This window comes from Paenibacillus sp. FSL A5-0031, from assembly GCF_001956295.1.
Lineage (GTDB): Bacteria > Bacillota > Bacilli > Paenibacillales > Paenibacillaceae > Pristimantibacillus.
Genome location: NZ_MRTD01000026.1, coordinates 55,669 through 80,042 on the forward strand (window position 1 = coordinate 55,669; position 24,374 = coordinate 80,042).

At 45.7% G+C, this 24,374-nt stretch carries 22 protein-coding genes, 1 pseudogene and 2 riboswitches; all 23 genes and pseudogenes read left to right on the top strand.

What is annotated here, in order from left to right; genetic code table 11:
- Positions 1-28: 28 nt before the first annotated feature.
- Positions 29-2,026, top strand: a complete 1,998-nt coding sequence (gene ftsH / locus BK120_RS30695) for an ATP-dependent zinc metalloprotease FtsH (protein ID WP_076271304.1) — start codon at positions 29-31, stop codon at positions 2,024-2,026.
- Positions 2,027-2,371: 345 nt separating this feature from the next.
- A complete protein-coding gene (locus tag BK120_RS30700; protein WP_076271305.1) occupies positions 2,372-3,427 on the top strand; it encodes a BMP family lipoprotein in 1,056 nt (351 codons plus the stop codon).
- Between the two features lie 162 nt (positions 3,428-3,589).
- Complete coding sequence (locus tag BK120_RS30705) at positions 3,590-5,134, top strand: ABC transporter ATP-binding protein (protein WP_076271306.1); 1,545 nt, start codon at positions 3,590-3,592, stop codon at positions 5,132-5,134.
- 5 nt (positions 5,135-5,139) lie between these two features.
- Positions 5,140-6,222 (top strand): ABC transporter permease, encoded by a 1,083-nt coding sequence (locus BK120_RS30710; protein ID WP_076271307.1) that lies wholly within the window; start codon positions 5,140-5,142, stop codon positions 6,220-6,222.
- A 1-nt stretch (position 6,223) separates the two neighbouring features.
- Complete coding sequence (locus BK120_RS30715; RefSeq protein ID WP_076271308.1) at positions 6,224-7,186, top strand: ABC transporter permease; 963 nt, start codon at positions 6,224-6,226, stop codon at positions 7,184-7,186.
- A gap of 350 nt (positions 7,187-7,536) precedes the next feature.
- Positions 7,537-8,475, top strand: a complete 939-nt coding sequence (nadA, locus tag BK120_RS30720; RefSeq protein WP_054025832.1) for a quinolinate synthase NadA — start codon at positions 7,537-7,539, stop codon at positions 8,473-8,475.
- A gap of 33 nt (positions 8,476-8,508) precedes the next feature.
- Complete coding sequence (gene nadB / locus BK120_RS30725; protein WP_076271309.1) at positions 8,509-10,122, top strand: L-aspartate oxidase; 1,614 nt, start codon at positions 8,509-8,511, stop codon at positions 10,120-10,122.
- Positions 10,115-10,999, top strand: a complete 885-nt coding sequence (gene nadC / locus BK120_RS30730) for a carboxylating nicotinate-nucleotide diphosphorylase (RefSeq protein WP_076271310.1) — start codon at positions 10,115-10,117, stop codon at positions 10,997-10,999. The genes nadB and nadC overlap by 8 nt, the downstream gene beginning before the upstream one ends.
- Positions 10,996-11,769, top strand: coding sequence for a type III pantothenate kinase (locus tag BK120_RS30735; protein WP_076271311.1), 774 nt, complete (start codon positions 10,996-10,998; stop codon positions 11,767-11,769). Before nadC ends, BK120_RS30735 begins: the two co-directional genes overlap by 4 nt.
- On the top strand, positions 11,769-12,677 hold the full coding sequence (gene hslO, locus BK120_RS30740) for an Hsp33 family molecular chaperone HslO (protein ID WP_076271312.1): 909 nt from the start codon (positions 11,769-11,771) through the stop codon (positions 12,675-12,677). The genes BK120_RS30735 and hslO overlap by 1 nt, the downstream gene beginning before the upstream one ends.
- A gap of 17 nt (positions 12,678-12,694) precedes the next feature.
- Positions 12,695-13,687 carry a peptidylprolyl isomerase gene (locus BK120_RS30745; RefSeq protein WP_076271313.1) on the top strand — a complete coding sequence of 331 codons (993 nt, stop codon included), beginning with the start codon at positions 12,695-12,697 and terminating at the stop codon, positions 13,685-13,687.
- Positions 13,688-13,814: 127 nt separating this feature from the next.
- Positions 13,815-14,753: a cysteine synthase A gene (gene cysK, locus BK120_RS30750; protein WP_054025838.1), complete on the top strand. Its 939-nt coding sequence runs from the start codon at positions 13,815-13,817 to the stop codon at positions 14,751-14,753.
- A gap of 113 nt (positions 14,754-14,866) precedes the next feature.
- Positions 14,867-16,471 (top strand): anthranilate synthase component I family protein, encoded by a 1,605-nt coding sequence (locus BK120_RS30755; RefSeq protein ID WP_144376895.1) that lies wholly within the window; start codon positions 14,867-14,869, stop codon positions 16,469-16,471.
- Positions 16,468-17,049: an aminodeoxychorismate/anthranilate synthase component II gene (pabA, locus tag BK120_RS30760; RefSeq protein ID WP_076271315.1), complete on the top strand. Its 582-nt coding sequence runs from the start codon at positions 16,468-16,470 to the stop codon at positions 17,047-17,049. The genes BK120_RS30755 and pabA overlap by 4 nt, the downstream gene beginning before the upstream one ends.
- A complete protein-coding gene (gene pabC / locus BK120_RS30765; RefSeq protein WP_076271316.1) occupies positions 17,046-17,936 on the top strand; it encodes an aminodeoxychorismate lyase in 891 nt (296 codons plus the stop codon). The genes pabA and pabC overlap by 4 nt, the downstream gene beginning before the upstream one ends.
- Positions 17,937-17,981: 45 nt before the next feature.
- Positions 17,982-18,830: a dihydropteroate synthase gene (gene folP, locus BK120_RS30770; protein ID WP_076271317.1), complete on the top strand. Its 849-nt coding sequence runs from the start codon at positions 17,982-17,984 to the stop codon at positions 18,828-18,830.
- Positions 18,831-18,891: 61 nt separating this feature from the next.
- Positions 18,892-19,278 carry a dihydroneopterin aldolase gene (gene folB / locus BK120_RS30775; RefSeq protein WP_076271318.1) on the top strand — a complete coding sequence of 129 codons (387 nt, stop codon included), beginning with the start codon at positions 18,892-18,894 and terminating at the stop codon, positions 19,276-19,278.
- Positions 19,253-19,810, top strand: a complete 558-nt coding sequence (folK, locus tag BK120_RS30780) for a 2-amino-4-hydroxy-6-hydroxymethyldihydropteridine diphosphokinase (protein WP_256711077.1) — start codon at positions 19,253-19,255, stop codon at positions 19,808-19,810. Before folB ends, folK begins: the two co-directional genes overlap by 26 nt.
- Entirely contained in the window at positions 19,762-19,974 is a 213-nt protein-coding gene (locus BK120_RS30785) for a helix-turn-helix domain-containing protein (protein WP_054025845.1), read from the top strand. Before folK ends, BK120_RS30785 begins: the two co-directional genes overlap by 49 nt.
- A gap of 58 nt (positions 19,975-20,032) precedes the next feature.
- A pseudogene (locus BK120_RS34735) lies at positions 20,033-20,316 on the top strand (tRNA-dihydrouridine synthase); the annotation flags it as partial.
- A gap of 419 nt (positions 20,317-20,735) precedes the next feature.
- Entirely contained in the window at positions 20,736-21,212 is a 477-nt protein-coding gene (greA, locus tag BK120_RS30795) for a transcription elongation factor GreA (protein ID WP_076271320.1), read from the top strand.
- 156 nt (positions 21,213-21,368) lie between these two features.
- Positions 21,369-22,901 (top strand): lysine--tRNA ligase, encoded by a 1,533-nt coding sequence (gene lysS, locus BK120_RS30800; RefSeq protein WP_076271326.1) that lies wholly within the window; start codon positions 21,369-21,371, stop codon positions 22,899-22,901.
- A 167-nt stretch (positions 22,902-23,068) separates the two neighbouring features.
- Positions 23,069-23,147, top strand: a riboswitch (cyclic di-GMP riboswitch).
- Positions 23,148-23,197: 50 nt separating this feature from the next.
- A riboswitch (cyclic di-GMP riboswitch) is annotated at positions 23,198-23,276 on the top strand.
- 12 nt (positions 23,277-23,288) lie between these two features.
- On the top strand, positions 23,289-24,098 hold the full coding sequence (locus tag BK120_RS30805; RefSeq protein WP_076271321.1) for a transglutaminase-like domain-containing protein: 810 nt from the start codon (positions 23,289-23,291) through the stop codon (positions 24,096-24,098).
- Positions 24,099-24,374: the final 276 nt, after the last annotated feature.

Below are 24,374 nucleotides of genomic sequence, written 5' to 3' on the forward strand. Positions count from 1 at the left end.
ATTTTAAGCGTCTGAGAGGAGGTTGGGGATGAATCGGATCATCCGTAATACTGGTTTTTATTTAATTATCTTTTTGGTGACCGTTGGGATTTTTCAATTTATCAGCAGCCAAAATAACACGACCGTTGGATTGCGTTACGATGAACTCGTTGCAGCAATTGAGTCAGGGAATGTTAAAGAGTTAAGTGTTAAGTACGAGAACCAATCTTATTTTGTTTCCGGAAAATATAAAGTGAAACCTGCGGATGCAGAAAACGATCAATTCGTATCAAGGACCGGCGTTAGCGCTGAGGCTAAGATCGCTGAATGGTCAAAACAGTATGGATTCGCTTATGAGACGAAGGAAATGGATCAGCCAAGCATTTGGCTTACATTCCTTACCTCCATTATTCCGTTTGTCATCATCTTTGTCCTGTTCTTCTTCTTGATGAATCAAGCTCAGGGCGGCGGCGGCAAAGTTATGAACTTTGGCAAGAGCAAAGCGCGGCTTTACGATAATGAGAAGAAGCGGATTACATTCGAAGATGTAGCTGGCGCAGACGAGGAGAAGCAAGAGCTCGTTGAGGTCGTAGACTTCTTGAAAGACCCGCGGAAATTCAATTTAGTAGGCGCTCGTATACCGAAGGGTGTATTGCTTGTTGGTCCTCCGGGTACAGGTAAAACATTGCTTGCACGTGCAGTAGCAGGTGAAGCGGGCGTGCCGTTCTTCAGCATTTCCGGTTCTGATTTTGTAGAGATGTTCGTCGGTGTCGGTGCATCCCGTGTACGCGACTTGTTTGAGAACGCGAAGAAAAATGCACCTTGTATTATCTTTATCGATGAGATTGATGCGGTAGGTCGTCAACGTGGCGCTGGTCTAGGCGGCGGACATGATGAACGTGAGCAAACGCTCAACCAATTGCTCGTTGAGATGGATGGCTTTGGTGCCAACGAAGGTATTATTATTATTGCAGCAACAAACCGTCCGGATATCCTTGATCCAGCGCTTCTGCGTCCAGGCCGTTTTGACCGTCAAATTACGGTTGACCGTCCAGACCTTAAGGGCCGTGAAGCGGTGCTTAAAGTACATGCGCGCAATAAGCCGCTATCCAAGGATGTTAAGCTTGAAGTTATCGCAAGACGTACAACAGGCTTTAGTGGCGCTGATTTAGAAAACTTACTTAATGAAGCAGCTCTTTTGGCTGCCCGTCGTAATAAGAAAGATATCGCAATGGTTGAAGTTGATGATGCGATTGACCGAATCATTGTTGGTACGGAGAAGAAAAGCCGTGTTGTCAGTGATCGTGAGAAACGTATTGTTGCTTACCATGAAGCAGGCCATACGATTGCAGGCTTCTTCTTGGAGCATGCGGATATGGTGCATAAGGTTACGATTATTCCTCGCGGACGTGCTGGCGGATATGTCATCATGCTTCCAAAAGAAGATCGTATGCTTGTAACGAAACAGGAGCTTCTGGACAAAATCACTGGTTTGCTTGCAGGCCGAGTAGCAGAGGAACTGTTTATTGGTGAAATTGGTACTGGTGCATATAGCGACTTTAAACAAGCGACAGGCATCGTACGCAGTATGATTATGGAATACGGTATGAGCGATAAGCTTGGACCGATGCAATTCGGCAGTTCACAAGGCCAAGTATTCCTTGGACGTGATATTGGACATGAGCAGAACTACTCTGATGCCATTGCATACGAGATAGATCAAGAAATGCAATCCATTATTACAGGCTGTTATGATCGTGCGAAGAAGCTATTAACAGAGAAGAGCAAAGAAATGCATTTGATTGCTCAAACACTGCTTAATGAAGAAACGCTCGAAATGGATCAAATCAAACGTTTGGTTGAGACTGGTACTTTGGAAGGCGGTCCTTCTACTGATGCAGTTGAAACAAATGAGCCGACAACCGAGCCTATTATTGAGACGGTTGGAGACGTAAAGGTGCGCATCCAAACTCGTGATCAAGACGAAGCGAAAGCTCCGAACCTTGAGAAACGTGATCTAACAGAAGATCCAGATAAGAACGAATAGTATTTTATGGATATTTGTTAACGATAGTCGCTTTGCTACTTGTAAAGAGTAGCGGGCGACTATTTTTTTCTTTATTAATGTTCGGATTTAGCCTATAATACGTGTATAAACCTCAGATGAAAAACAGAAATGCTCACATGGAGGTTTTGTCCATATTGGTCAAACGTTACATAGATGTTACATGACGACGGTCATAACGTTTTTATGTCACTTTAACTGACATAAGTTATTGACGTTTATTTTTTTGTAACTATAATGAAATAATAGCGGCCAGTATCAGCAAGAATAAGAATGTAACAGGGGTTGCCAAGCTACACAAAAATTAGAGCAGGGGAGAAAACACGCATGAAAAAGACATTTAGCTTTATGCTTGTAATGATGATCGCGTTGACACTAGTGTTGTCAGCTTGCGGAGGAAAGAAAAACAACGAGGGCGGCACGAACGGAGATAAAGGGACTACACCTGCTGTTGAAAACGATGGTACTGGAAAAGGCAAAAAAATTGGTATGGTTACTGATGTTGGCGGCGTACACGATAAATCCTTTAACCAAAGCGCATGGGAAGCTCTTCAGAAAGTAGCGGCTGAGACTGGCGCAGAAACGAAGTTCTTGGAAAGTAAAGGCGAAGCAGACATGGAGCCGAACCTAAACAGCTTCGTTAAAGAAGGATATGACCTTACTTGGGGTATCGGTTTCTTGTTTAATGATGCACTAAGCAAAGTGGCTAAAGAAAATCCAGATGCTAAGCTAGCAGTAATTGACAGCGTAATCGAAGCGCCAAACGTTGCTTCTATTACTTTCGCTGAAAACGAAGGATCTTTCCTTGTTGGTGTCGTTGCAGGCTTGATGACAAAAACAAATAAAGTTGGTTTCGTTGGCGGTATGGAGATTCCGGTTATCAAGAAATTCGAAGCAGGCTTCAAAGCTGGTGTTGCTGCAGTTAAACCGGATGTTAAAGTTGAAGTTAACTATGCAGGTGACTTCGGTAAACCTGACCTTGGTAAATTGGCTGCATCAACAATGTACGATGGCGGTGCTGATATTATTTTCCACGCTGCTGGCGCTACAGGCAATGGTGTGTTCAATGAAGGTAAAGCGCGTAAAGACAATGGTGAAAACGTTTGGGTTATTGGTGTAGATAAAGACCAATCACTTGAGTTCGGTGATGAAATTACACTTACGTCCATGATGAAGGGCGTTGAAACTGCGGTTCATAAAGTATCCACAGATCTAATCGCTGGAACATGGGCTGGCGGAACTGTACAAGAGCTAGGTTTGAAAGACGATGCAGTAGGCTTGCCAGAAACATCTAAGAAAAACGTTCCAGCTGATGTTCTTGCTGAAGTAGAGAAATACAAAGCAAAAATCGTTAGCGGCGATATTAAAGTACCTACTGAATAGTTTTCTCCATTCAATGGTATCCTTTGATTGAGGATCGTTTGTTGATGAATCAGACAAGACCGGCTTCGGCCGGTCTTTGTTCTTTGTTGGGATAAGTAAGTGCTTTTAATGTCAAATTTTTTATGCATATTCAAGCAGTAAAAACCGGGGAGATGATGAGGAATGGACCGGAGCAAGGCGGCTGTACAGTTAAAGGGAATTACAAAGCGGTTTCCCGGATTGGTAGCTAACGATTCCATAAATTTTGAATTGAAGAAAGGTCAGATTCATGCGCTGCTTGGCGAGAATGGCGCAGGGAAATCGACCCTAATGAACATTGTGTTCGGACTATATCAACCGGACGAGGGCGAGATTTGGGTTAATGGAGAGAAAACAGTCATTGAGGGTGCCTCTAAAGCAATTGACCTTGGCATCGGCATGGTTCATCAACATTTTAAACTCGTACAGCCTTTTACCGTTGCAGAAAATATTGTGCTTGGCAATGAACCTGTCAAAGGTATGAAAATCGACTACAAGCTCGCTAATGAGAAGGTTCGGGCGATATCCGAACGTTATGGTCTGAATGTAGATCCTCAGGCGCGAATTAAAGATATTACAGTAGGCATGCAGCAGCGTGTTGAAATTCTGAAAACGTTGTATCGCGGCGCCGAAATCGTTATTTTTGATGAGCCGACAGCTGTTTTGACGGTGCAGGAAATTGAGGAGCTAATCGAAATCATTCGCAACCTGGCTGCTGAAGGAAAGTCGATTATTATCATTACGCATAAATTGAAAGAAGTAATGGCTCTTGCAGATGCTGTAACCGTTATTAGACGCGGCAAGGTTATCAAGACAGTAACTACAGATGAGACGAATGAGCAGCAGCTTGCGGAATTGATGGTCGGCAGGGATGTATCCTTCGAGGTGAAGAAGACGAAGAACGAGCCTGGCGAAGTAATTTTATCTGTGGATGGATTGCAGATGAAAGGTGATCAAGGCAAAAATGTACTGGATGGTACCAGCTTCAACATTCGTGCAGGAGAGATTTTTGGCATAGCCGGTGTTGATGGCAATGGGCAAAGCGAGCTCATTTATGCTATTACAGGTATGCGCAAACTGGACGGCGGCAGCGTTAAGCTGAACGGCAAGGATATGACGAACCATTCTCCGCGCCAAATATCGGTTGCGGGAGTAGGGCATATACCAGAGGATCGGCATAAGCATGGGCTGGTGCTAGATTTCTCAGTTAGTGAGAATATGATTTTGAATACGTATTTTGAGCCGGAATTCGGCCGTTCCATGTTTATTGATTACAACAGCATGGACAAGCTGTCTGAAAAGCTTGTTAATGAATTTGATGTTCGCTCATCAGGTATTCATACGCATGCTCGTCAGTTGTCTGGCGGAAACCAGCAGAAGGCTATTATCGCACGGGAGCTTCATAAAGATCCTGATTTGCTTATTGCGGTTCAGCCTACACGCGGCCTCGACATCGGTGCGATCGAATTTGTGCACAAGCGGTTGGTACAAGCTCGAAACGAAGGAAAAGCGATTTTACTCGTATCATTTGAGCTTGATGAGCTGTATGCATTGTCCGATCGAATTGCGGTCATGTATGAAGGCAAGCTAATGGGTGAGGTTGATGCTGAGCAGAGAGATGATCAGCAGCTTGGACTTATGATGGCTGGTAACAAAATAGCTGTACCTGCATCAGAGGGGAGAGGATAGCGTATATGGAAACCTTGAAAAAAATATTTAATAAATCGTCTATCCTTATTCCAATTGTGTCAATCATTCTTGGATTTGTGGTTGGCGCCATTGCCATGCTCGCAGGAGGGTACGATCCAATTCTAGCGTACACTTCTTTAATCAATAAGCTGTTTAGCACTCCTTACAATATGGGAGAAGCGGTTCGAGCAATTACACCATTGATCTTTACAGGTTTAGCCGTTTCCTTCGCTTTCCGTACAGGTCTATTCAATATCGGTGTTGAGGGACAATTTGTAATGGGTATGACTGGCGCGACAATTGTAGGCGTGCTGCTTGACCTGCCATGGTATATACATGCGCCTCTAGCTGTAATTACGGGTGCTGTATTTGGCGGCCTATGGGCGGGTATTGCTGGTTACTTGAAAGCGAAGCGTGGAGTAAATGAAGTTATTTCATCCATCATGCTGAATTGGATCGCATTGTTCCTCTCCAATTTTATCATTGCGAAGTTTCTTGTTGAGAAAGGCCAGCAGAAGTCGATGCCGGTTCATGAATCAGCTATGGTGAAAATTGATTGGCTTATTAAGCTGACAGACAACGCTCGTATGCACTGGGGTACGGTAGTTGCTCTCATTTGTATCGTTGTGTTTTATTTCGTGTTATGGCGTACGAAACAAGGCTACGAGCTTCGTGCTGTTGGACATAACCCGGATGCAGCGCTATATGCGGGTATGAACGTTAACGTAACGATGGTTAAGTCAATGTTTATAAGCGGCGTATTCGCTGGTCTGGGCGGCGTGTTTGAAATTTTAGGCGTGTTCGGCAACCAGACCGTTATGGCTGCTTCTCCGGGCTATGGGTTTGATGGTATTGCGGTAGCGCTCCTTGGCGGAAATACGCCGATTGGTGTATTCCTTGGCGCAATCTTATTCGGTGGACTCAGCTACGGTTCAGCAGGCATGAGCTTTGGTGCAGGTGTTCCTCCTGAGGTCGTGCGTATCGTAATCGGCGCCGTTATTTTCTTCGTTGCTTCGCATGGATTGGTGAAGTGGTTCTTAAAGCCTTTTCTAAATAAACGTGCAAGCAAGCGGAAGGAGGCGGTGTAGGATGAACGTGCTAGACATCATTGGACAACTTATTAATACAACGCTCGTGTTCTCCACCGCGCTCATTTTTACAGCACTTGGCGGTATGTACTCAGAGCGCTCAGGTGTTGTGAACATCGGACTAGAGGGCTTGATGGTTTCAGGAGCGTTCGCCGCGGCAGTTGCAACGGAGTATGCGATACAAGCTGGGTTAGGCAGTGCATCACCGTGGATTGGATTTATAGCTGCAGCTATTTATGGTACGTTATTTGCTTTATTGCATGCGATATCAACGATCACGTTCCGTGCGGATCAAACCGTCGTCGGTGTCGTTATTAACATCCTATCGCTTGGCTTAGCGCTTTACCTAACCAAAAGCATTTATGATGGATCAGGTCAAACGCCGCTTTTGGCTAATGTATTTCACAAAGTGAAAATACCTTATTTATCTGATATTCCGTTGCTCGGGAAAGCTATTTTCACCGCGTATCCGACGACGTATATTGTTCTAGCTATCGCAGTGATCAGTTATTTCGTCTTGTTCCACACGCCGTTTGGCTTGCGTCTGCGTGCTGTGGGCGAACATCCGAGCTCTGCGGATACCGTTGGTATTAGCGTAACCAAATACCGTTATATCGGTGTATTGCTCAGCGGCGCGCTTGCAGGTCTTGGGGGTGCGACAATTACGTTGACGACGACAAGCAGCTTTGCGCATAATACGATTTCTGGGCAAGGATTTATTGCGCTCGCAGCACTGATTTTCGGTAAATGGAATCCGCTTGGCGTTGTAGGAGCAGCAATGTTCTTCGGTCTAGCTCAGGCGCTTAGAAGCTTTGCACAGCGATTTGAATTCTCGCAGCATATTCCAGTTGAATTTTTCTACATGCTGCCATACGTTTTAACTCTGATTGTTTTGGCAGGAGCTGTCGGCCGTTCAAATGCGCCATCAGCACTTGGTCAACCTTACGATCCAGCAAAAAGATAATTCAAAATGGTCTCTCTCCATCACGGAGAGAGACTTTTTTTATTTCGTTGCAAAAACAAGAGATGACGGCGGTCGCGATTATATAGTAAAAAAGGTTCATTTACGAAGAATGGGAGTGAGATACAGCGATCAAAATAATTTATTTTAAATTGCTGCCTTAAAAAGGCCTTTAACGCATTGACAGTAGCATCTACCGCGTGTAAATTAAAACTTAATCAAATGAATTTATCCCTTTTGGTTTAAACTATAGGTAAGCGACTTTCTAAGTTTGTGCATCAATTCACAAAGTTCAGCTTGCCGTATAACGGAATGGGTTATCGCCCATCCCTCATAAGAGGAGAGGATCTACTGTGGAAGCACTGGCACTGGAACGCAAGGCGGAGCAAAACCGAGAGCTGCGTGAACGGTTGTTACAGTTGAAGAAAGAACGGAATGCTATCATTTTAGCTCATTATTATCAACGTGATGAAATTCAAGAGGTAGCTGATTTCCGTGGAGATTCCTTCCTGCTTGCGCAGAAGGCTGCACAAACGGATGCTGAAGTTATTGTTTTTTGCGGCGTTCACTTTATGGGTGAGAGCGCAAAAATTTTGGCTCCTAATAAAACCGTTATCATTCCCGACGAGCGTGCGGGCTGTCCGATGGCCGACATGGTAAGTGTTGATGGTTTGCGTAAGCTGAAAGCGCAGCACCCGAATGCAAAAGTCGTTACTTACATTAACTCGTCTGCTGAGATCAAAGCTGAGACTGATATTTGCTGCACATCGGCAAATGCGGTTAAAGTTGTCAACTCGGTTGAAGGCGACGAGATCATCTGGGTACCAGATAAGAACCTAGGCCACTATGTGCAGCAGAATACAGATAAGAAAATGATTATCTGGGAAGGTTACTGCAATACGCACGATATGCTGACGGTTAAAGACGTAGAAGAAATGAAAGCGAAATATCCTAATGCGCAATTCGTTGTGCATCCGGAATGTCGTCCAGAAGTCGTTGAGCTAGGCGACTTTGTAGGCAGTACAACCGCTATTATTAAATATTGTAAAGAATCAGATTGCCAAGAATTTATCGTGGGAACAGAAGATGGCACTGGCTATCAGCTTCGTTTAGACAGCCCAGGTAAAACTTTTCATTTTGCATCTAAATATTTGGTGTGCCCTAACATGAAAGTAAATAATTTGAAGAAGCTAGTGAAATGCTTGGAAACGATGCAGCCTCAAATCTACGTACCGCCACATGTTGCAGATCAAGCCCGTTTATCCTTGGAGCGCATGCTACTCGTGAAGTAGTATGCGCTGCTTCTACGCTTGGAGGAGCCAATGATGATTCCTAGATATTTAGTCGATGTGCAGTTAAGTGAGCTGCCTGTTATAGAAAAAGATGTGATTGTAATTGGGGCCGGCATTGCCGGTCTTTTTACCGCTATACGAGCAAGTGAAAACAATTCTGTCCTCATGATTACGAAAAAATCGCTGCTCGACAGCAATACGCGTTATGCGCAGGGCGGTATCGCTGCTGTTATTTCGGATGAGGATTCGCCGGCTTACCATAGACAAGATACACTCGTAGCGGGTGCAGGCTTATGTTCTAATGAAGCGGTTGATGTACTCGTTCATGAGGGACCCAAAGGTGTTCGCAGCTTAATAAAGATGGGAACGCAATTCGATCTGGAGAATGGCGAGTTTGCGCTTACGAAGGAAGGAGCGCATAGCCAGCGGCGTATTTTGCATGCTAACGGGGATGCTACAGGCTTTGAGATCGTACGAGCATTGTCCGAAACGGCTATTGCCAATCCTAAGATCGAAGTTTGGGATGACCATTTTGTTATTGATTTGGTTACTCAGGACGGCGAATGCTGCGGTGTCATTGTACAGAAGCCGAGCGGTGCGCGGTTGTTTGTAAGAGGCAAAGCCGTCATTTTGAGCTCAGGCGGGGCTGGCCAGTTGTACCGTTACACGACAAATCCTGAGGTTGCCACAGGAGACGGTATTGCGATGGCTTATCGAGCAGGGGCATACATACAGGATGTCGAGTTTATTCAGTTCCACCCTACCTCTCTATGTTATCCAGGCGCGCCAAGGTTTTTGATATCAGAGGCTGTGCGCGGCGAAGGGGCGTATCTTCGTAATATTAAAGGAGAGCGCTTCATGGAACGCTACCATGAACAGCTGGAGCTGGCACCGCGCGATGTTGTGGCGAGAGCCATCGTCAGTGAAATGGAAGAGACGAAATCGACTTTCGTTTATATTGATATTACACATGAATCACCGGAAATGGTGAAGCACCGTTTTCCTACTATATATGAATATTGCTTAAAATACGGCCTCGACTTGACGTCGGACTGGATTCCGGTTGCACCAGCTATGCATTATATGATGGGCGGAGTGAAAACCGACCTAAATGGGGAAACGAATATAAAGCGTTTATTCGCTTGTGGCGAAGTTTCCTCAACAGGTGTACACGGCGCTAATCGATTAGCGAGCAATTCGCTTTCCGAGGCCATTGTATTTGGCAGAAGAATTGTAAAACGAATCGATGAGCTTCCGAGTCTTACGATTCAGCCTATTATTAGTAATGAGATAGAACGAAGCAGTACATCAATCCAAGCTGTCGTAGAAAGACGGCTTAAGCTGCAAAAGATCATGGTCCGTTATGCTGGCTTGCGCCGCGATGCAAGTGGTCTTATGAAAGGTCTTGAGGAATTGAAACGGCAGTTGCCTATCTATCAATCCGTTCTGACGGGGCGTGAGGAATACGAATTTGCTAATCTGCTCACCTGTGCCCTGCTGACTACGGAAGCTGCACTCTCTCGGGAGGAAAGTCGTGGTGCGCATTTCCGAGAGGATTTCCCGGTACGCGATGATGCAATGTGGAGAAAGCATACGGTGTTACACCGTCTATATGGATTGACGGAGGAGCGAATAGAGGATGTTTGAATGGATGGCAGGCGGTTATAATGCGGCAGTGCGCGAGCAAATTCGCGGATGGCTTGCAGAGGATATAGGCAGTGGGGATATTACGACCGAAACGACGATTCCAAGGGACTCGCGTTCCAAAGCCGTTATCCATGTGAAGGAAAGCGGTATAATTGCAGGGCTTCCGATTGCGAAGCTCGTATTTGAGGTTGTTGATTCGTCACTTGTCTTTGATTCCAAAGTACAGGATGGCGAGTATGTAAACAAGGGTACGATTATCGCCACTGTAGAGGGCAGCACGCATAGCCTATTAACCGGAGAGCGACTTGCGCTTAACTTAATGCAACGGCTGTCTGGCATTGCGACTAAGACACGTTCTTTCATCGATGCGCTTGAAGGATTGCCGGTTCGGCTTGTCGATACTCGCAAGACAACCCCAGGACATCGGATGCTGGAGAAGTATGCAGTGCGTGTGGGGGGCGGCGCTAACCACCGATTCGGTTTATACGATGCAGTTATGATTAAAGATAACCATATTAAAGGCTCTGGCGGCATTCGTGCTGCGGTTGAAGCTGCGCGCAGTAAAATTCCACATACAATGAAAATTGAAGTAGAGACAGAATCGTTAGCGCAAGTGGACGAAGCGCTTGCTTGTGGCGCAGACATTATTATGCTGGACAATATGTCTACAGATTTGATGAAGGAGTGTGTAGCTCGAATTAAAGCAGCTTCTCCTCACGTTATCGTAGAAGCATCTGGCGGTGTCTCTTTAGAAACCGTTAAAGGTATCGCAGCTAGCGGCGTTGATGTCATTTCGGTAGGCGGATTGACTTATTCCTTCCATGCGCTCGATATTAGCTTGGATTTGAATGAGAAGAAGGGTGTGGAGTCGCTTTGATCCTCGTCATTGATGTTGGAAATACGAATATTGTGCTAGGTATCTATAAAGGAAAAGAACTTTTGCACCATTGGCGGCTGAGCACCAATCGTTCTGCTACAGTAGATGAATACGGCATTAACATTCATAATCTGTTTCATTATGCCGGCGTGAAGCTGGAACAAATGGAAGGCGTCATTATTTCATCGGTTGTTCCACCTTTGATGCGGACACTCGAGCAGCTTTGCCTCAAATATTTGCGTAAAGTTCCACTAGTTGTAGGGCCTGGCGTCAAAACCGGATTAAACATCCGCTATGAGAATCCACGTGAGGTTGGGGCTGATCGGATCGTCAATTCGGTGGCGGGCATCGTAAAATACGGCTCACCGCTTATTGTTGTTGATTTCGGTACAGCAACGACCTTTGACTATATTGATGAAGGCGGCAATTACTTGGGCGGTGCCATTGTTCCGGGGATCGGCATTTCTACCGAAGCGCTTTATCAGCGTGCCGCTAAGCTGCCGCGTATTGAGCTTGTGAAGCCGAAGAGTGTCATTGGGCGCAATCCTGTGACATCGATGCAGGCTGGCATTATTTTTGGATACGCAGGACAGGTTGACGGTATTGTTAAACGGATTCGTACAGAATTTGGTGTCACACCACGTGTAATCGCAACCGGCGGCTTAGCTGAGTTAATCGCTGCTGAATCGGAAACGATAGAAGAGGTTGATCCGCTGCTCACACTTGAAGGATTGAGAATTATATATGAACGCAATCAGGAGGGGTTTTGATGGAAAATCAGCTGAAGGACGTGCTGGTGCGAGGGACGGCATGGAATGGCAAGATTCGAGTGTTCGCGGCTCGCACGACTCAGCTTGTTGAAGAGCTTCGCCAAAGGCATGGTACATATCCAACGGCTACAGCAGCGTTAGGGCGTACATTAACAGCAGGTGCTATTATGGGCGCTATGCTGAAAGGGCAAGAAAAACTGACGATTCAAGTAAAGGGCGACGGTCCAATCGGCCAGATCGTTGTTGATGCCAATGCAGACGGAGAGGTTCGCGGATACGTTGATCATCCTGAAGTGCATTTGGCAAGCAACGCACTGGGTAAGCTTGACGTAGCCGGAGCTGTCGGGCGCACTGGTTATCTTCATATTACAAAGGATTTAGGGATGAAGGAGCCATACCGTGGCAGTATTCCGATTGTATCGGGTGAACTCGGCGAGGATTTCACATACTATTTCGCGGTCTCCGAGCAGACGCCTTCGGCGGTTGGTCTTGGCGTCTTGGTAGATACAGATAACTCGGTGCTGCATGCCGGCGGGTTTATCGTTCAGCTTATGCCTGGTTTGACGGACGATGAGATTACAAAACTGGAGCAAGCGGTTGGATCGATGCCGCCTGTAACGACCTTGCTTGATCAAGGAGAGTCACCGGAGGGGCTGCTGCGCCGGATTGTAGGCAATGATGGCGACCTTCACATTCACGATACGATGGACTTGAAGTTTCAATGCTTCTGTTCCTCCGAGCGTGTAGAGCAGACACTTCTCAGTTTAGGTGAGCATGAGCTGCAACAAATTATTGATGAAGATGGAAAAGCGGAAGTCGTTTGCCAATTTTGCAACGAAGCGTATACATTTGAACGGGCGCAGCTAAAGCTGCTGCTTGAACAAGCGAAACCAAAGCCGATCCAATAATCGGAGGCATTAGGGCAATGAGGAAATACGAGGTGCTGAAGGCCGTTGTCATCCTTCAAGCCGTATGCATGGTGGTATTATCGGTAGTCGTCGTAATTAGAGTGTGGCCGGGTCATGATCGACAGCTGGATAATCAGCAGCCAACGAATGTCGGCAGTGGGGAAGAAACGGCTGAACCGAGCAAGCCGGGCCAAACACCAACGAATCAATCGGATGGTAGCCGTGTGATCGCTAAAGTGGGCAAGGAAAACATTACGCTTGCAGATTTGGAAGGTGAGCTTCATTCGCAATATGGAGCTGCTGTTCTGCGCACGTTAATGGTTCATAAAGCGATTGATTTAGAAGCTGCAGCCTCTGAGCTAAGCATACTCGCTGAAGAGCAAAGCCGTGAGCTTGATAAAATGATTGAAGGCTACGATAGTGAAGAACGTTTTTTTGAAGTCATGCAAGAGCAATTAGGCATGAGCCGGGAACAGGTGTTGGAGGACTTGCATTACCGCTTGCTTCTGGAGAAAATCGTCGTGCGAAGCATTCATGTCTCAGATGAAGAGGTTGAACGCTATATAACCGACCATCCTGAGGAATTTGATGAGAAAATGCAGCTGCATCTGCAATGGATTATAACGGAGACGATGAAGGAAGCTAACTCCGTGATGGGGCTTTTATCGGATGGCGAGGATTTCGCTGAGATGGCACATTCCTATTCCATTGATTCTTTTACGGCAGATACAGGCGGCGATCTCGGCTTAATTGATAAAGATGACCCATTCTATAACCGCGAAATGATGGAAACAGCCAGCCGTTTGCGGGTAGCTGAAATTGCTGGTCCGATTAAGGTAGATGGGGGTTATGCGGTTATTCGTCTTATCGAGCGCCAAATGACAACGAATATGTCGGGCGGCAGGCTGCAAGATACCGTACGCAAGCAGCTGGCGCTTGAACGTGCTGACTCATTGACCAAAATTGAGGATAAGCTGCTAGAGAAATATGATGCTGTGAAAACAGAATAGCTTTGCCCGGTGCTGCGTTTTCAGTGGAGCGTTAAAGTCACTATTGACAACGGATGCAAGAGATTGTTAAGATGTAATTAGTGAAAATACCAACTGAATTAGTCGGAATAAGGAGGCAGTTATTTCCATGGCCAAAATTGTACAAAGTGTTCTAGATCTTATCGGTGACACTCCGCTTGTTCGTTTAAACCGTCTCGTGCCTGAGGGCAGTGCAGAAGTTTATGTGAAACTTGAATATCAAAATCCAGGTGCAAGTGTAAAAGACCGTATTGCAATCAGTATGATTGAGGTAGCTGAGCAAGAGGGAATCATAAAACCAGGCGATACTATTATTGAGCCTACTAGTGGAAATACAGGAATTGGACTAGCACTTGTAGCAGCTGCAAAAGGCTATAAGGCTATTCTTGTTATGCCTGAAACGATGAGTATTGAGCGTCGCAACCTGCTTCGCGCTTACGGTGCAGAGCTTGTATTGACGCCAGGTTCTGAAGGTATGAACGGTGCTGTTCGCAAAGCGGAAGAACTAGCTGCTGAGAACACGAACTACTTCCTGCCGCAACAATTCAAAAACCAAGCAAACGTTAAGGTTCACCGCGAAACGACAGGTCCTGAGATCGTCGAAGCGATCAACTCCCTTGATGGTAAGCTTGATGCGTTCGTTGCTGGTATCGGAACTGGCGGAACGATTTCAGGTACTGGTGAAGTGCTTAAGAAAAACTTCGACGGTATTAAAATTTACGCGGTAGAGCCTGCTGCTTCACCGATCCTCTCTGGCGGCAAACCGGGTGCTCACAAAATTCAAGGTATCGGCGCAAACTTTGTTCCTGATATTTTGAACCGTGATATCTACGATGCTGTCATTACAATTGAGAACGAAGATGCGTTTGAATACGCTCGTCGTGCAGCGAAAGAAGAAGGCATTCTTTGCGGAATTTCCTCTGGCGCAGCGATCTATGCGGCATTGCAAGTTGCGAAAGAGCTTGGCGAAGGAAAACGTGTTGTTGCGATTGTTCCAAGCAACGGCGAACGCTACCTTTCCACACCGCTGTTCAACTTCGAAAACTAATTTTTACTGCCTATATCGAACAGCCTTTCATTCCTCGGAATGGAAGGCTTTCTTTTTACTTAGCTATTCTGTATACTGAGCAAAATAAGTCAAGTATTCGGGGGTTGAAGGTGATGATCACCGCGATAGAGCAATGGACTCGGTGGCACGCCGAACAGAAATATACGACGCTGCCATTCGTTAAAGAATTACCCTTTGAGTTCGGTAATCGGGCGAACGTAACGTCATGGGAAGAAGTATGGCAGGACGCTTCGCCGCATGCTTTTGTATTAGAAAGCGGCAAGGACGGACGATATACGTATTTGGGATTGCATCCTGACGGGGTTATCCGTGGAAAAGGGCTGCAAGCAGAGTCGATACAATTTCATTCGCTAGAGGAGCAAAGCAAGCGCCGCTGGGAAGGTAAGCCGCTTGAGGTTGTGAGAGAATGGATGAGCGGTTTGCTTGGGCCGAAGCTTGAGAATGGGCCTAAGTGGGTTGGCGGCTGTATCGGATTCTGGGGTTACGATGTCATTCGTTCGATCGAACGATTGCCGGTGCTAGCCGAGGATAATCAGGATATTCCCGATTATTTATTCATGCAAATGAATGAGATATGGATCATCGACCATGAGCAATCAAAAGTGTATTGTGCTGTCCATTCAAAAGTAGATCAAAATGCGGATCAAGAGGAACTGCGTGCTGCTTATGACCGTGCTTCATCTAGAGCGGAAGGGATGACCGACTACTGGTTAACCTGGTTTGATGAAGAGCATGCCCAGGCGAAGGCGATATCGCTTCGAGCAGAGCGTCAGCGTTTGTTGACAGATGATTTATTGCAATTGGATGCGGATTCGATTTCTGGCATCACATCCCCTTTCTCGAAGCAAGCATACATGGACGCCGTTCGCAGCATTCAGCGATATATTGAGCAGGGTGACGTTTTTCAAGTGAATTTGTCCGTTCGTCAGAGCAAAGCGATTGCGGCTGCGCCGGAAGAACTTTATGAATGGATTCGACTAGTTAACCCATCGCCTTATATGGGGTTTCTGCGTTGTCCTGATTTTCAGATTGTATCTGCATCCCCTGAGCTTCTCGTTGAGCTCAATGATAACAAACTGATCACAAGACCGATAGCTGGAACGCGTAGACGCGGGCGAACGGAGGAAGAGGATCGGCGCCTAGCTGACGAACTTCTCACGAATGAGAAGGAGCGGGCGGAGCATATTATGCTCGTTGACTTGGAACGGAACGATCTTGGGCGGATTTCTACTTATGGTACGGTTAAGGTCGAAGAGTTTATGGTTATTGAACAATACTCGCATGTTATGCATCTTGTTTCTCAGGTAGTAGGACAGCTTGCAAACGGCAAAGATGCTTACGATGTTATATCGGCTACCTTCCCTGGAGGAACGATTACAGGTGCTCCAAAAATTCGCACAATGGAAATCATAGAAGAGCTTGAACCGACACGCAGAGGACCGTATACGGGCTCGCTTGGATGGATTGACTACAGCGGGGATATGGAATTTAATATTATTATTAGAACCATGGTGCTTCAGGAAGGCGTTGTTCATATTCAAGCGGGAGCAGGTATCGTTATTGATTCTGAGCCGGAGCGGGAATATAAAGAATCGCTAAACAAGGCGAAGGCATTATGGAAGGCCATTCAGTACAGCGAACGGTTTGCAGCAGTCGATTTGGCAGCGGAAACGGAAAAAGGGGGAGCCTTAACATGATACTTGTCATCGATAATTATGATTCCTTTACGTACAATTTAGTGCAGTATTTGGGTGAGCTTGGGGAAGATATTACGGTAAAAAGAAATGACGAAATAGATTTAGCTGGAATCGAAGCATTAGCGCCCGATCATATTTTAATATCACCAGGTCCGTGTTCACCGAATGAAGCGGGCATTAGTCTATCACTAATCGAGCATTTTAAAGGTAAAATCCCGATTTTTGGTGTATGTCTTGGTCATCAATCGATCGGGCAGGCATTTGGCGGGGAAGTGGTGCGTGCGGAGAAGCTGATGCACGGCAAAACGTCTGCCATTTATCATCAAGGAAAATCCGTATTTGAAGGTTTGCCATCACCTTTTACCGCTACTCGCTATCATTCTCTTATCGTACGCCGTGAAACGCTGCCTGATTGCTTGGAAATAACAGCGGAAACAGATGAAGGAGAAATTATGGGTTTGCGTCATAAGGAATATGCAATTGAAGGGGTGCAATTTCACCCTGAGTCCATTATAACGGAGCATGGCTTGACGATGCTTCGTAATTTCTTGCAAAATCGGACGGGCGCAGTGCGATGAAGGTCGGACTGAACGGCTCCGTAATGGATGCGAGCGAAGCCGTGATCTCAGTTTATGATCACGGCTTTTTGTACGGTATAGGTTTGTTCGAGACTTTCCGCACGTATAAGGGGAAACCATACTTACTAGATAGGCATATGAAGCGGCTATGCTCAGGCTGTGATCAGCTAGGAATTCAGTACACACCTAATATGGAGGAGCTGCGCTGCTCCGTTAACGAGCTACTTGTGGCGAATGAATTAAAAGATGGCTATATAAGACTAACCGTCAGTGCAGGCGAAGCTGAGCTAGGGTTGCCGACAGGAGATTATGAACAGCCGAATGTGTTAATGCTTGTAAAGGCTTTGCCGCCGGTTAATGATGCGGTTCATATGCGCGGACGGGAGCTGCGGCTTTTGCAGACAAGGAGGAACACGCCTGAGGGCGAGGTTCGCTTTAAGTCTCTCCATTATATGAACAATATTATTGCTAAGCGAGAGCTGCTTGCCAGTGGTGCTGCGCCTGGGGCCGAGGGTCTTATGCTCACGCGAGAGGGATGGTTGGCGGAGGGAATCGTGAGCAACTTGTTTTTTGCTAAGGACAATGTTGTATATACGCCTGAACTGGCCACCGGCATATTGCCGGGCATTACGCGCGAGCGAGTTATGGAGCTGGCTAGCAGTGCAGGGTATGAAACCGAAGAGGGCCTTTATAGCTTGGAGAAGCTGCAAACGGCCGATGAGATATGGCTTACCAATTCCATTCAGGAGCTCGTTCCCGTTACGCTGTTATCCGAAGCTGGCGGGGTGAGTAGAGTTATCGGAAACGGTCAAGCAGGGTCTATTACAAAGCAATTGCTTACTCTTTACCGACAGACGACAATTGACGATGATACTAGAGCTGTCTAAGCTCTATAATCATGTAACATTAAGAAGAAGGATGGCGATCTAACAATGGATCAACAACCAAATTTCTATAAAAGAACATATGAGTTTGGCAGTGGAACGAGGCTGGAGCTAGGCGAGCGTACGTTGATTATGGGCATTTTGAATGCGACACCTGATTCTTTCTCGGATGGCGGGAGCTATACGAGTGTGGATGCGGCTCTTGCCCGTGCGAAAGCGATGGTGGAGGAAGGCGCTGATATTATTGATATTGGCGGTGAATCGACACGTCCAGGATTTGAGCCGGTGGGAGTGGAGGAAGAGCTGCGGCGTATCCTTCCTGTTATTCAAGGATTGCGTAAGGCGCTGCCGCACATTCCTTTATCCATCGATACATACAAAGCTGAGACTGCACGGCATGCGCTAGAGGCGGGCGCTCATATTATTAATGACATTTGGGGGCTTAAGGGTGACCCTAATATGGCCGCAGTTGCAGCTGAATATGCTTGTCCTGTCATCATCAATCATAACCGCCATGCGAGAGACTATAATGATTTTGTTCCCGATGTACTTGCAGATTTGCAGGGCAGTGTAAGCATTGCAAGAACGGCGGGCATCGCTGAAGATCAGATCTGGCTAGATCCGGGTATTGGTTTTGCCAAAACCTATGAGGATAATCTGGAGCTGCTTAGCCGTCTATCTGAGCTGCATGCACTTGGATATCCGGTGCTGCTCGGCACCTCGCGTAAACGTTTCATTAAGCAGACGCTGAATCTGCCTGTTGATGAGCTTGTTGAGGGAACGGCTGCGACGGTTGCTCTTGGCATTGCGCACGGCTGCCAAATCGTACGTGTGCATGATGTGCGTGCAATAAAGCGTACCGCGCTTATGACGGACGCCATTTTATACCGACGTTAATTGTGTTGTAGAATGCCGTTTCCTATTTTAAATAAGGTACATCGTTAGGAGAGTGACTATAATGGATAAAATGATGATCAAAGGGATGAGGTTTTACGGCTACCACGGCGTATTTCCTGAAGAAAACAAGCTAGGCCAGAAATATTATGTGGATGTTGAACTCAATATGGATTTGGAGCAAGCAGCGTTAACCGATGATTTGAACAGTACGGTGAATTATGCAGAAATCCACGCTCTCACGAAAACGATTGTAGAGGGCCCTCCGTTTAAGCTTATCGAAGCTTTAACAGGTCACATTGCATCGCAAGTACTGGAAGTTTATACTATGGTAAATGAAGTGACGGTTCGAGTAACGAAGCCAAACCCGCCGTTTGATATCCATTTTGACGGAGTAACGGTAGAACTGCGCAGAAAGCGGGACAATGATGGACGAACAATTCCCGCTTGATGGCGCACAGGCAGAGGCATATATCGCTTTAGGATCAAACATGGGAAACCGTGAGCAACTGCTGCTGGAAGCGATTAGCCTCATCGATGCGCACCCGAACATCGTGGTAAGCAGAGTGTCGGGCATGTATGAGACTGATCCGGTAGGCTACACAGAGCAACCGCCCTTTATCAATATGGCATTAGCTGTACGAACGACACTATCTCCATTAATGCTTTTACGTCAGCTTTTGGAGTACGAGCACCAGCTCGGTAGAGTTCGACAAATTCGTTGGGGACCGAGAACCATTGACCTTGATCTGCTCCTATACGATAATGTCAGAATGGATCAAGAGGAATTAACATTACCGCATCCGCGTATGATGGAGCGGTCGTTCGTACTCGTTCCGCTGCATGATGTTTTGGATCAAACACATCGGCTGCAGTCCGAGGTAAGCGCAGTATCTGAAGCAGCGCTTCTGGATGGAAAGGAAGGCATTACGTTATGGAAAACAATCAATTGGCGCAGCGCGTCAGAGCCTTTCGAAAGCTGAAGGGCTATACTCAGCAGGAGCTGGCCAAGGAGCTTGGCGTATCGGTCGCCGTTCTTGGCTCATTGGAGCGAGGAACAAGAAAGACGGATACGAAGTTATTAAATCATATCGCTAAGACGCTCGGCATCAGCTATGAGGAATTAATGTCTGATAACCGTGAATAGTGCTGTCTGGTACACAAGAAATGAACCATAAGCAATTAGAAGAGGAGGAAGGAGTGACATGCTGAAAATCGGTGGCATCGAAATGAAGCATAGAGTGGTGCCAGCGCCGATGGCAGTCGTGTACAATCCTGCCTTTTGATTAATTGCCAAGGAGTTTGGAACGGGTCTTGTATGTGTTGAGATAGTAAGTGACAAAGCCATTTTACATGCTAGTATACGGGCAAGGCTAATTGGGACATTATAAAGGATGTCAATGAAGCGGTAGCGATTCCCGTAATTGGGAATGGCGACGTTTTCTCACCAGAGGATGCAAAAAGGCTGCTCGATCATATCGGCTGTGATCCGATGGCAGCGATTTTGGAAAACTATGCCCGCTCGCTTGGAGAGGACGAGGAATTCCAAGCTGTCAGTGCTGTGTCAAGCAAAGAAGCGGGTTCTGTTGAAGTAGTCGCTTACTAAAATACAATAGATCGGTTATGCGATTTACCCCGTAACGGGAGCGAGCCGACACCATTCGACAAAAGCCGCTATCATGCGGCTTCTGCTCTACATTTCAGAAATGAAACGGTTTCAATGGGTCGTCTGGCTTTGATTGACATTCAGGGTAACTTTGCAATATAATCGTGCAATATAATCTAACGAAGACATCAAGAGCGCTTCAAACAACAGTTGGTATGAGGAATAAGAAGCGTAATATATTAGGTAACAGTGAATTCATACAAGGTATGAAAAATTAGTCACATGACAGGAGAATCGGAAAGATGAACGATAAGCAAATCATTCTGACTCAAGAAGGGCTGCGAAAGCTCGAAGATGAATTAGAGAACCTAAAGTCGGTTAAGCGTCGTGAAGTAGCTGAACGTATTAAAGTAGCAATTGGCTATGGTGATATAAGCGAAAACTCGGAATATGAAGATGCGAAGAATGAGCAAGCATTTATCGAAGGCCGCGTTCTTACCCTTGAGAAAATGTTGCGCAATGCGCGTATTATAAATAATGACGATATTGATATTGATACCGTGAGCATCGGTTCGATCGTAACAGTTGAGGATATGGAGTATGGCGACACAATGGATTATTCCATTGTTGGTACAGCGGAAGCCGATCCTTTGCAAAACAAGATTTCAAATGAAAGCCCGGTTGGTAAAGCGATTCTAGGCAAGAAAAAAGGCACCGTTGTCGAAGTTAGCGTACCAGTCGGCATTATTCAATACAAAATTCTCGATATCAAAAAATAATGTTTGCTATGTGCGGTTCAAAAAGCTTCCTTGTGGGAAGCTTTTTGAACGTTTAAAATATAAGAACGTATATTACAGGTCTATACATTGCTTATATTTTATTGCGAAACGAGATTTTGCTGCATGAATCCGGTGACAGCTGCTTGCTTTTGCCGAATGATCAAGGAGATGAAAGAAGTGGAACAAGAAATCAATGAACAGCAGGAGCTAAGTGAGCTCTTGCAAATTCGCAGAAACAAATTGGACGAGCTTAGAGGGTTAGGTGTGGATCCATTCGGCCGAAAGTTCGAACGCACTCATAACGCCAAAGATATTGTACAAGCCTATGAAGGGCTCAGCAAAGAAGAAATAGAAGAAAAAGCGGTTGAAGTGCGTATTGCTGGCCGTATTATGCAGAAGCGCGGCATGGGCAAAGCGGGTTTTGCTACGATTCAAGATTTGAGCGGCAAGGTTCAAATTTATGTTCGTAAAGATTCCGTTGAAGAGCATAAGTTTGCAGCTTTTGACTTGCTAGATATCGGTGACATCATTGGCGTAGTAGGCGTTGTATTCAAAACGAATACAGGCGAAGTCTCTGTCAAAGCACGTGATATTGAAGTTTTGACAAAGTCGCTTCTTCCATTGCCTGATAAATATCATGGCTTGAAAGACGTAGAGCTTCGTTATCGTCAGCGTTATGTTGACCTTATCGTGAATCCCGACGTCCAACAAACCTTTATTACTCGTTCCAAAATCATTCAATCCATGCGTCGCTACCTAGATTCCCGCGGGTATCTAGAAGTAGAAACACCAACGCTGCATTCCATTGCAGGCGGTGCTGCAGCACGCCCTTTCGAAACGCATCATAATGCGCTGGACATGCAGCTCTACATGCGTATTGCAATCGAGCTTCATTTGAAGCGGCTGATTGTAGGCGGATTGGAGAAAGTATATGAGATCGGCCGTGTATACCGGAATGAGGGGATTTCGACTCGCCACAATCCAGAGTTTACAATGATTGAGCTTTACGAGGCTTATGCTGATTACAAAGATATTATGGCATTGACAGAGAATGTCATCGCACATATTGCGCAAGAGGTTCTTGGAACAACAAAAATCACTTATCAAGGCCAAGAGATTGATTTGACGCCTCAGTGGCGCCGTGTCAGCATGGTTGAGCTTGTCAAAGAAACGACGGGCGTAGATTTCGGCGTGGAAATGAGCGACGAGGAAGCCCATCGTTTGGCGAAAGAACACAAAGTTGCCGTTGATCCGCATATGACTTTTGGTCATATTCTCAACGCTTTCTTTGAACAGTTCGGTGAGCACACGCTTATTCAGCCAACCTTTGTTACAGGACATCCGGTTGCTATTTCGCCGCTTGCTAAGAAAAGCGAAGCAGATCCACGCTTCACCGATCGTTTTGAACTATTCATCGTAGCACGTGAGCATGCTAATGCATTTACGGAGCTTAACGATCCGATTGATCAGCGTGAGCGTTTCGAGTCGCAGCTTGTTGAGCGTGAGCATGGAAATGACGAGGCGCATGAGATGGATGAAGACTTTATCCGCGCTCTGGAATACGGCATGCCGCCAACAGGCGGATTAGGAATCGGTATCGACCGATTGATCATGCTTCTAACAGATGCTCCATCTATTCGTGATGTACTGTTGTTCCCTCATATGAGAGATCAGCGTTCTGCTGAATAAGAAAGAAACAAGGGACCGTAGGGCTTTTAGCAGCCAACGGTTCTTTTTTTTCTAATATCGAGAATTTGCAACAACAATCCTTAAAAACATTCAAATTATGATTGATATTGTAGTGCAATCTATTGATTTGCTAGATTCATATGGTAGAATAGAACTAATAAAGCGCTACACGATAACGGCAAACCTATCGAAAGGTAGGGACGCAAAGCTAAAGGGCCTTCCGTATGATGGCAGCCAGCTACCGAATGAACAGGCTTTTTTTTGTTTGTATAGGGAAATTCTTCACATAGCGCTTCACACGATAATGGCAAACCTATCGAAAGGTAGGGACGCAAAGCTAAAGGGCCTTCCGTAAGATGGCAGCCAGCTACCGAAGGGAGTATATTCATGCGTAAATTTATGTTAGTCATCGCAGCTTTTGTTCTTTTTGCATCCATCCATGTAACGGTCGTTCAGGCAAATGAAGCGGACTCTTCTGATTGGCTCAATACGGGGAATTTAGATAAAGGTGTTGTCTCCGTACAATATGCAGTGAGCACTAAAGTGAAAACGAAGCTTATGATCGCAAAAGGCGCATCAAATTATACATATAATCTAACCAGCGGAAAAACAGCTGAGAAGTTTCCATTGCAGCTTGGCAATGGCGAATATACGATATCTGTTCTAGAGAATACAACAGGCAACAAATACAAACTGGCGAAGAAAGAAACCGTGACGCTTGATTTGAAAGACAACAAGGTTTTGTACTTGAATTCCATCCAGAACATTGACTGGTCGAATGCGAGCAGCGCCATCGTCAAGGCAAAAGAATTAGCGAGCAATAAAAAAACGGATATGGAGAAAGTAAAGGCAATCTACGAATATATTATTACGAATGTAAGTTATGATAATCAATTAGCTGCTAATCTGTCAGTTGATTACCTCCCCAATATTGACCGCACATTTAAATCGAGAAAGGATATCTGCTACGGATACGCTTCATTGTTTGCGGCAATGCTGCGGAGCGTGGATATTCCTACGAAGCTCTTGATGGGACAATCTACTTATGTGGATGTTTATCATGCTTGGAACGAAGTGTACTTGGATGGGAAATGGGTTACGATTGATACGACAGTTGATGCGGGTCTAAAGAAGGGCAAGAAAAAGTATGAGCTTATCAAGGATGCAGCTCAATATACAGTTACAAAAACATATTAGAAGTCATACGAGCTTGCGGAAATCGCACAGCTCGTTTTTTTATGTCTTTCTTCAATATAGGTGAGGAGGAAGCGAAGCAACAATTACGTAATTAGAAGGCAAATAGGAGTATTGAAAACTTTTTCGTAAATAATGAAAAAAACACTTGCAATGCTATATACGCCTATGATATATTATCTAGGTCGCCAACGAGATACACGGTCGACAAGAGAGAAAAGATTGCTCTTTGAAAACTGAACAACGAGTAATAACTGCCTCGCAAATCCTTCGGGATAA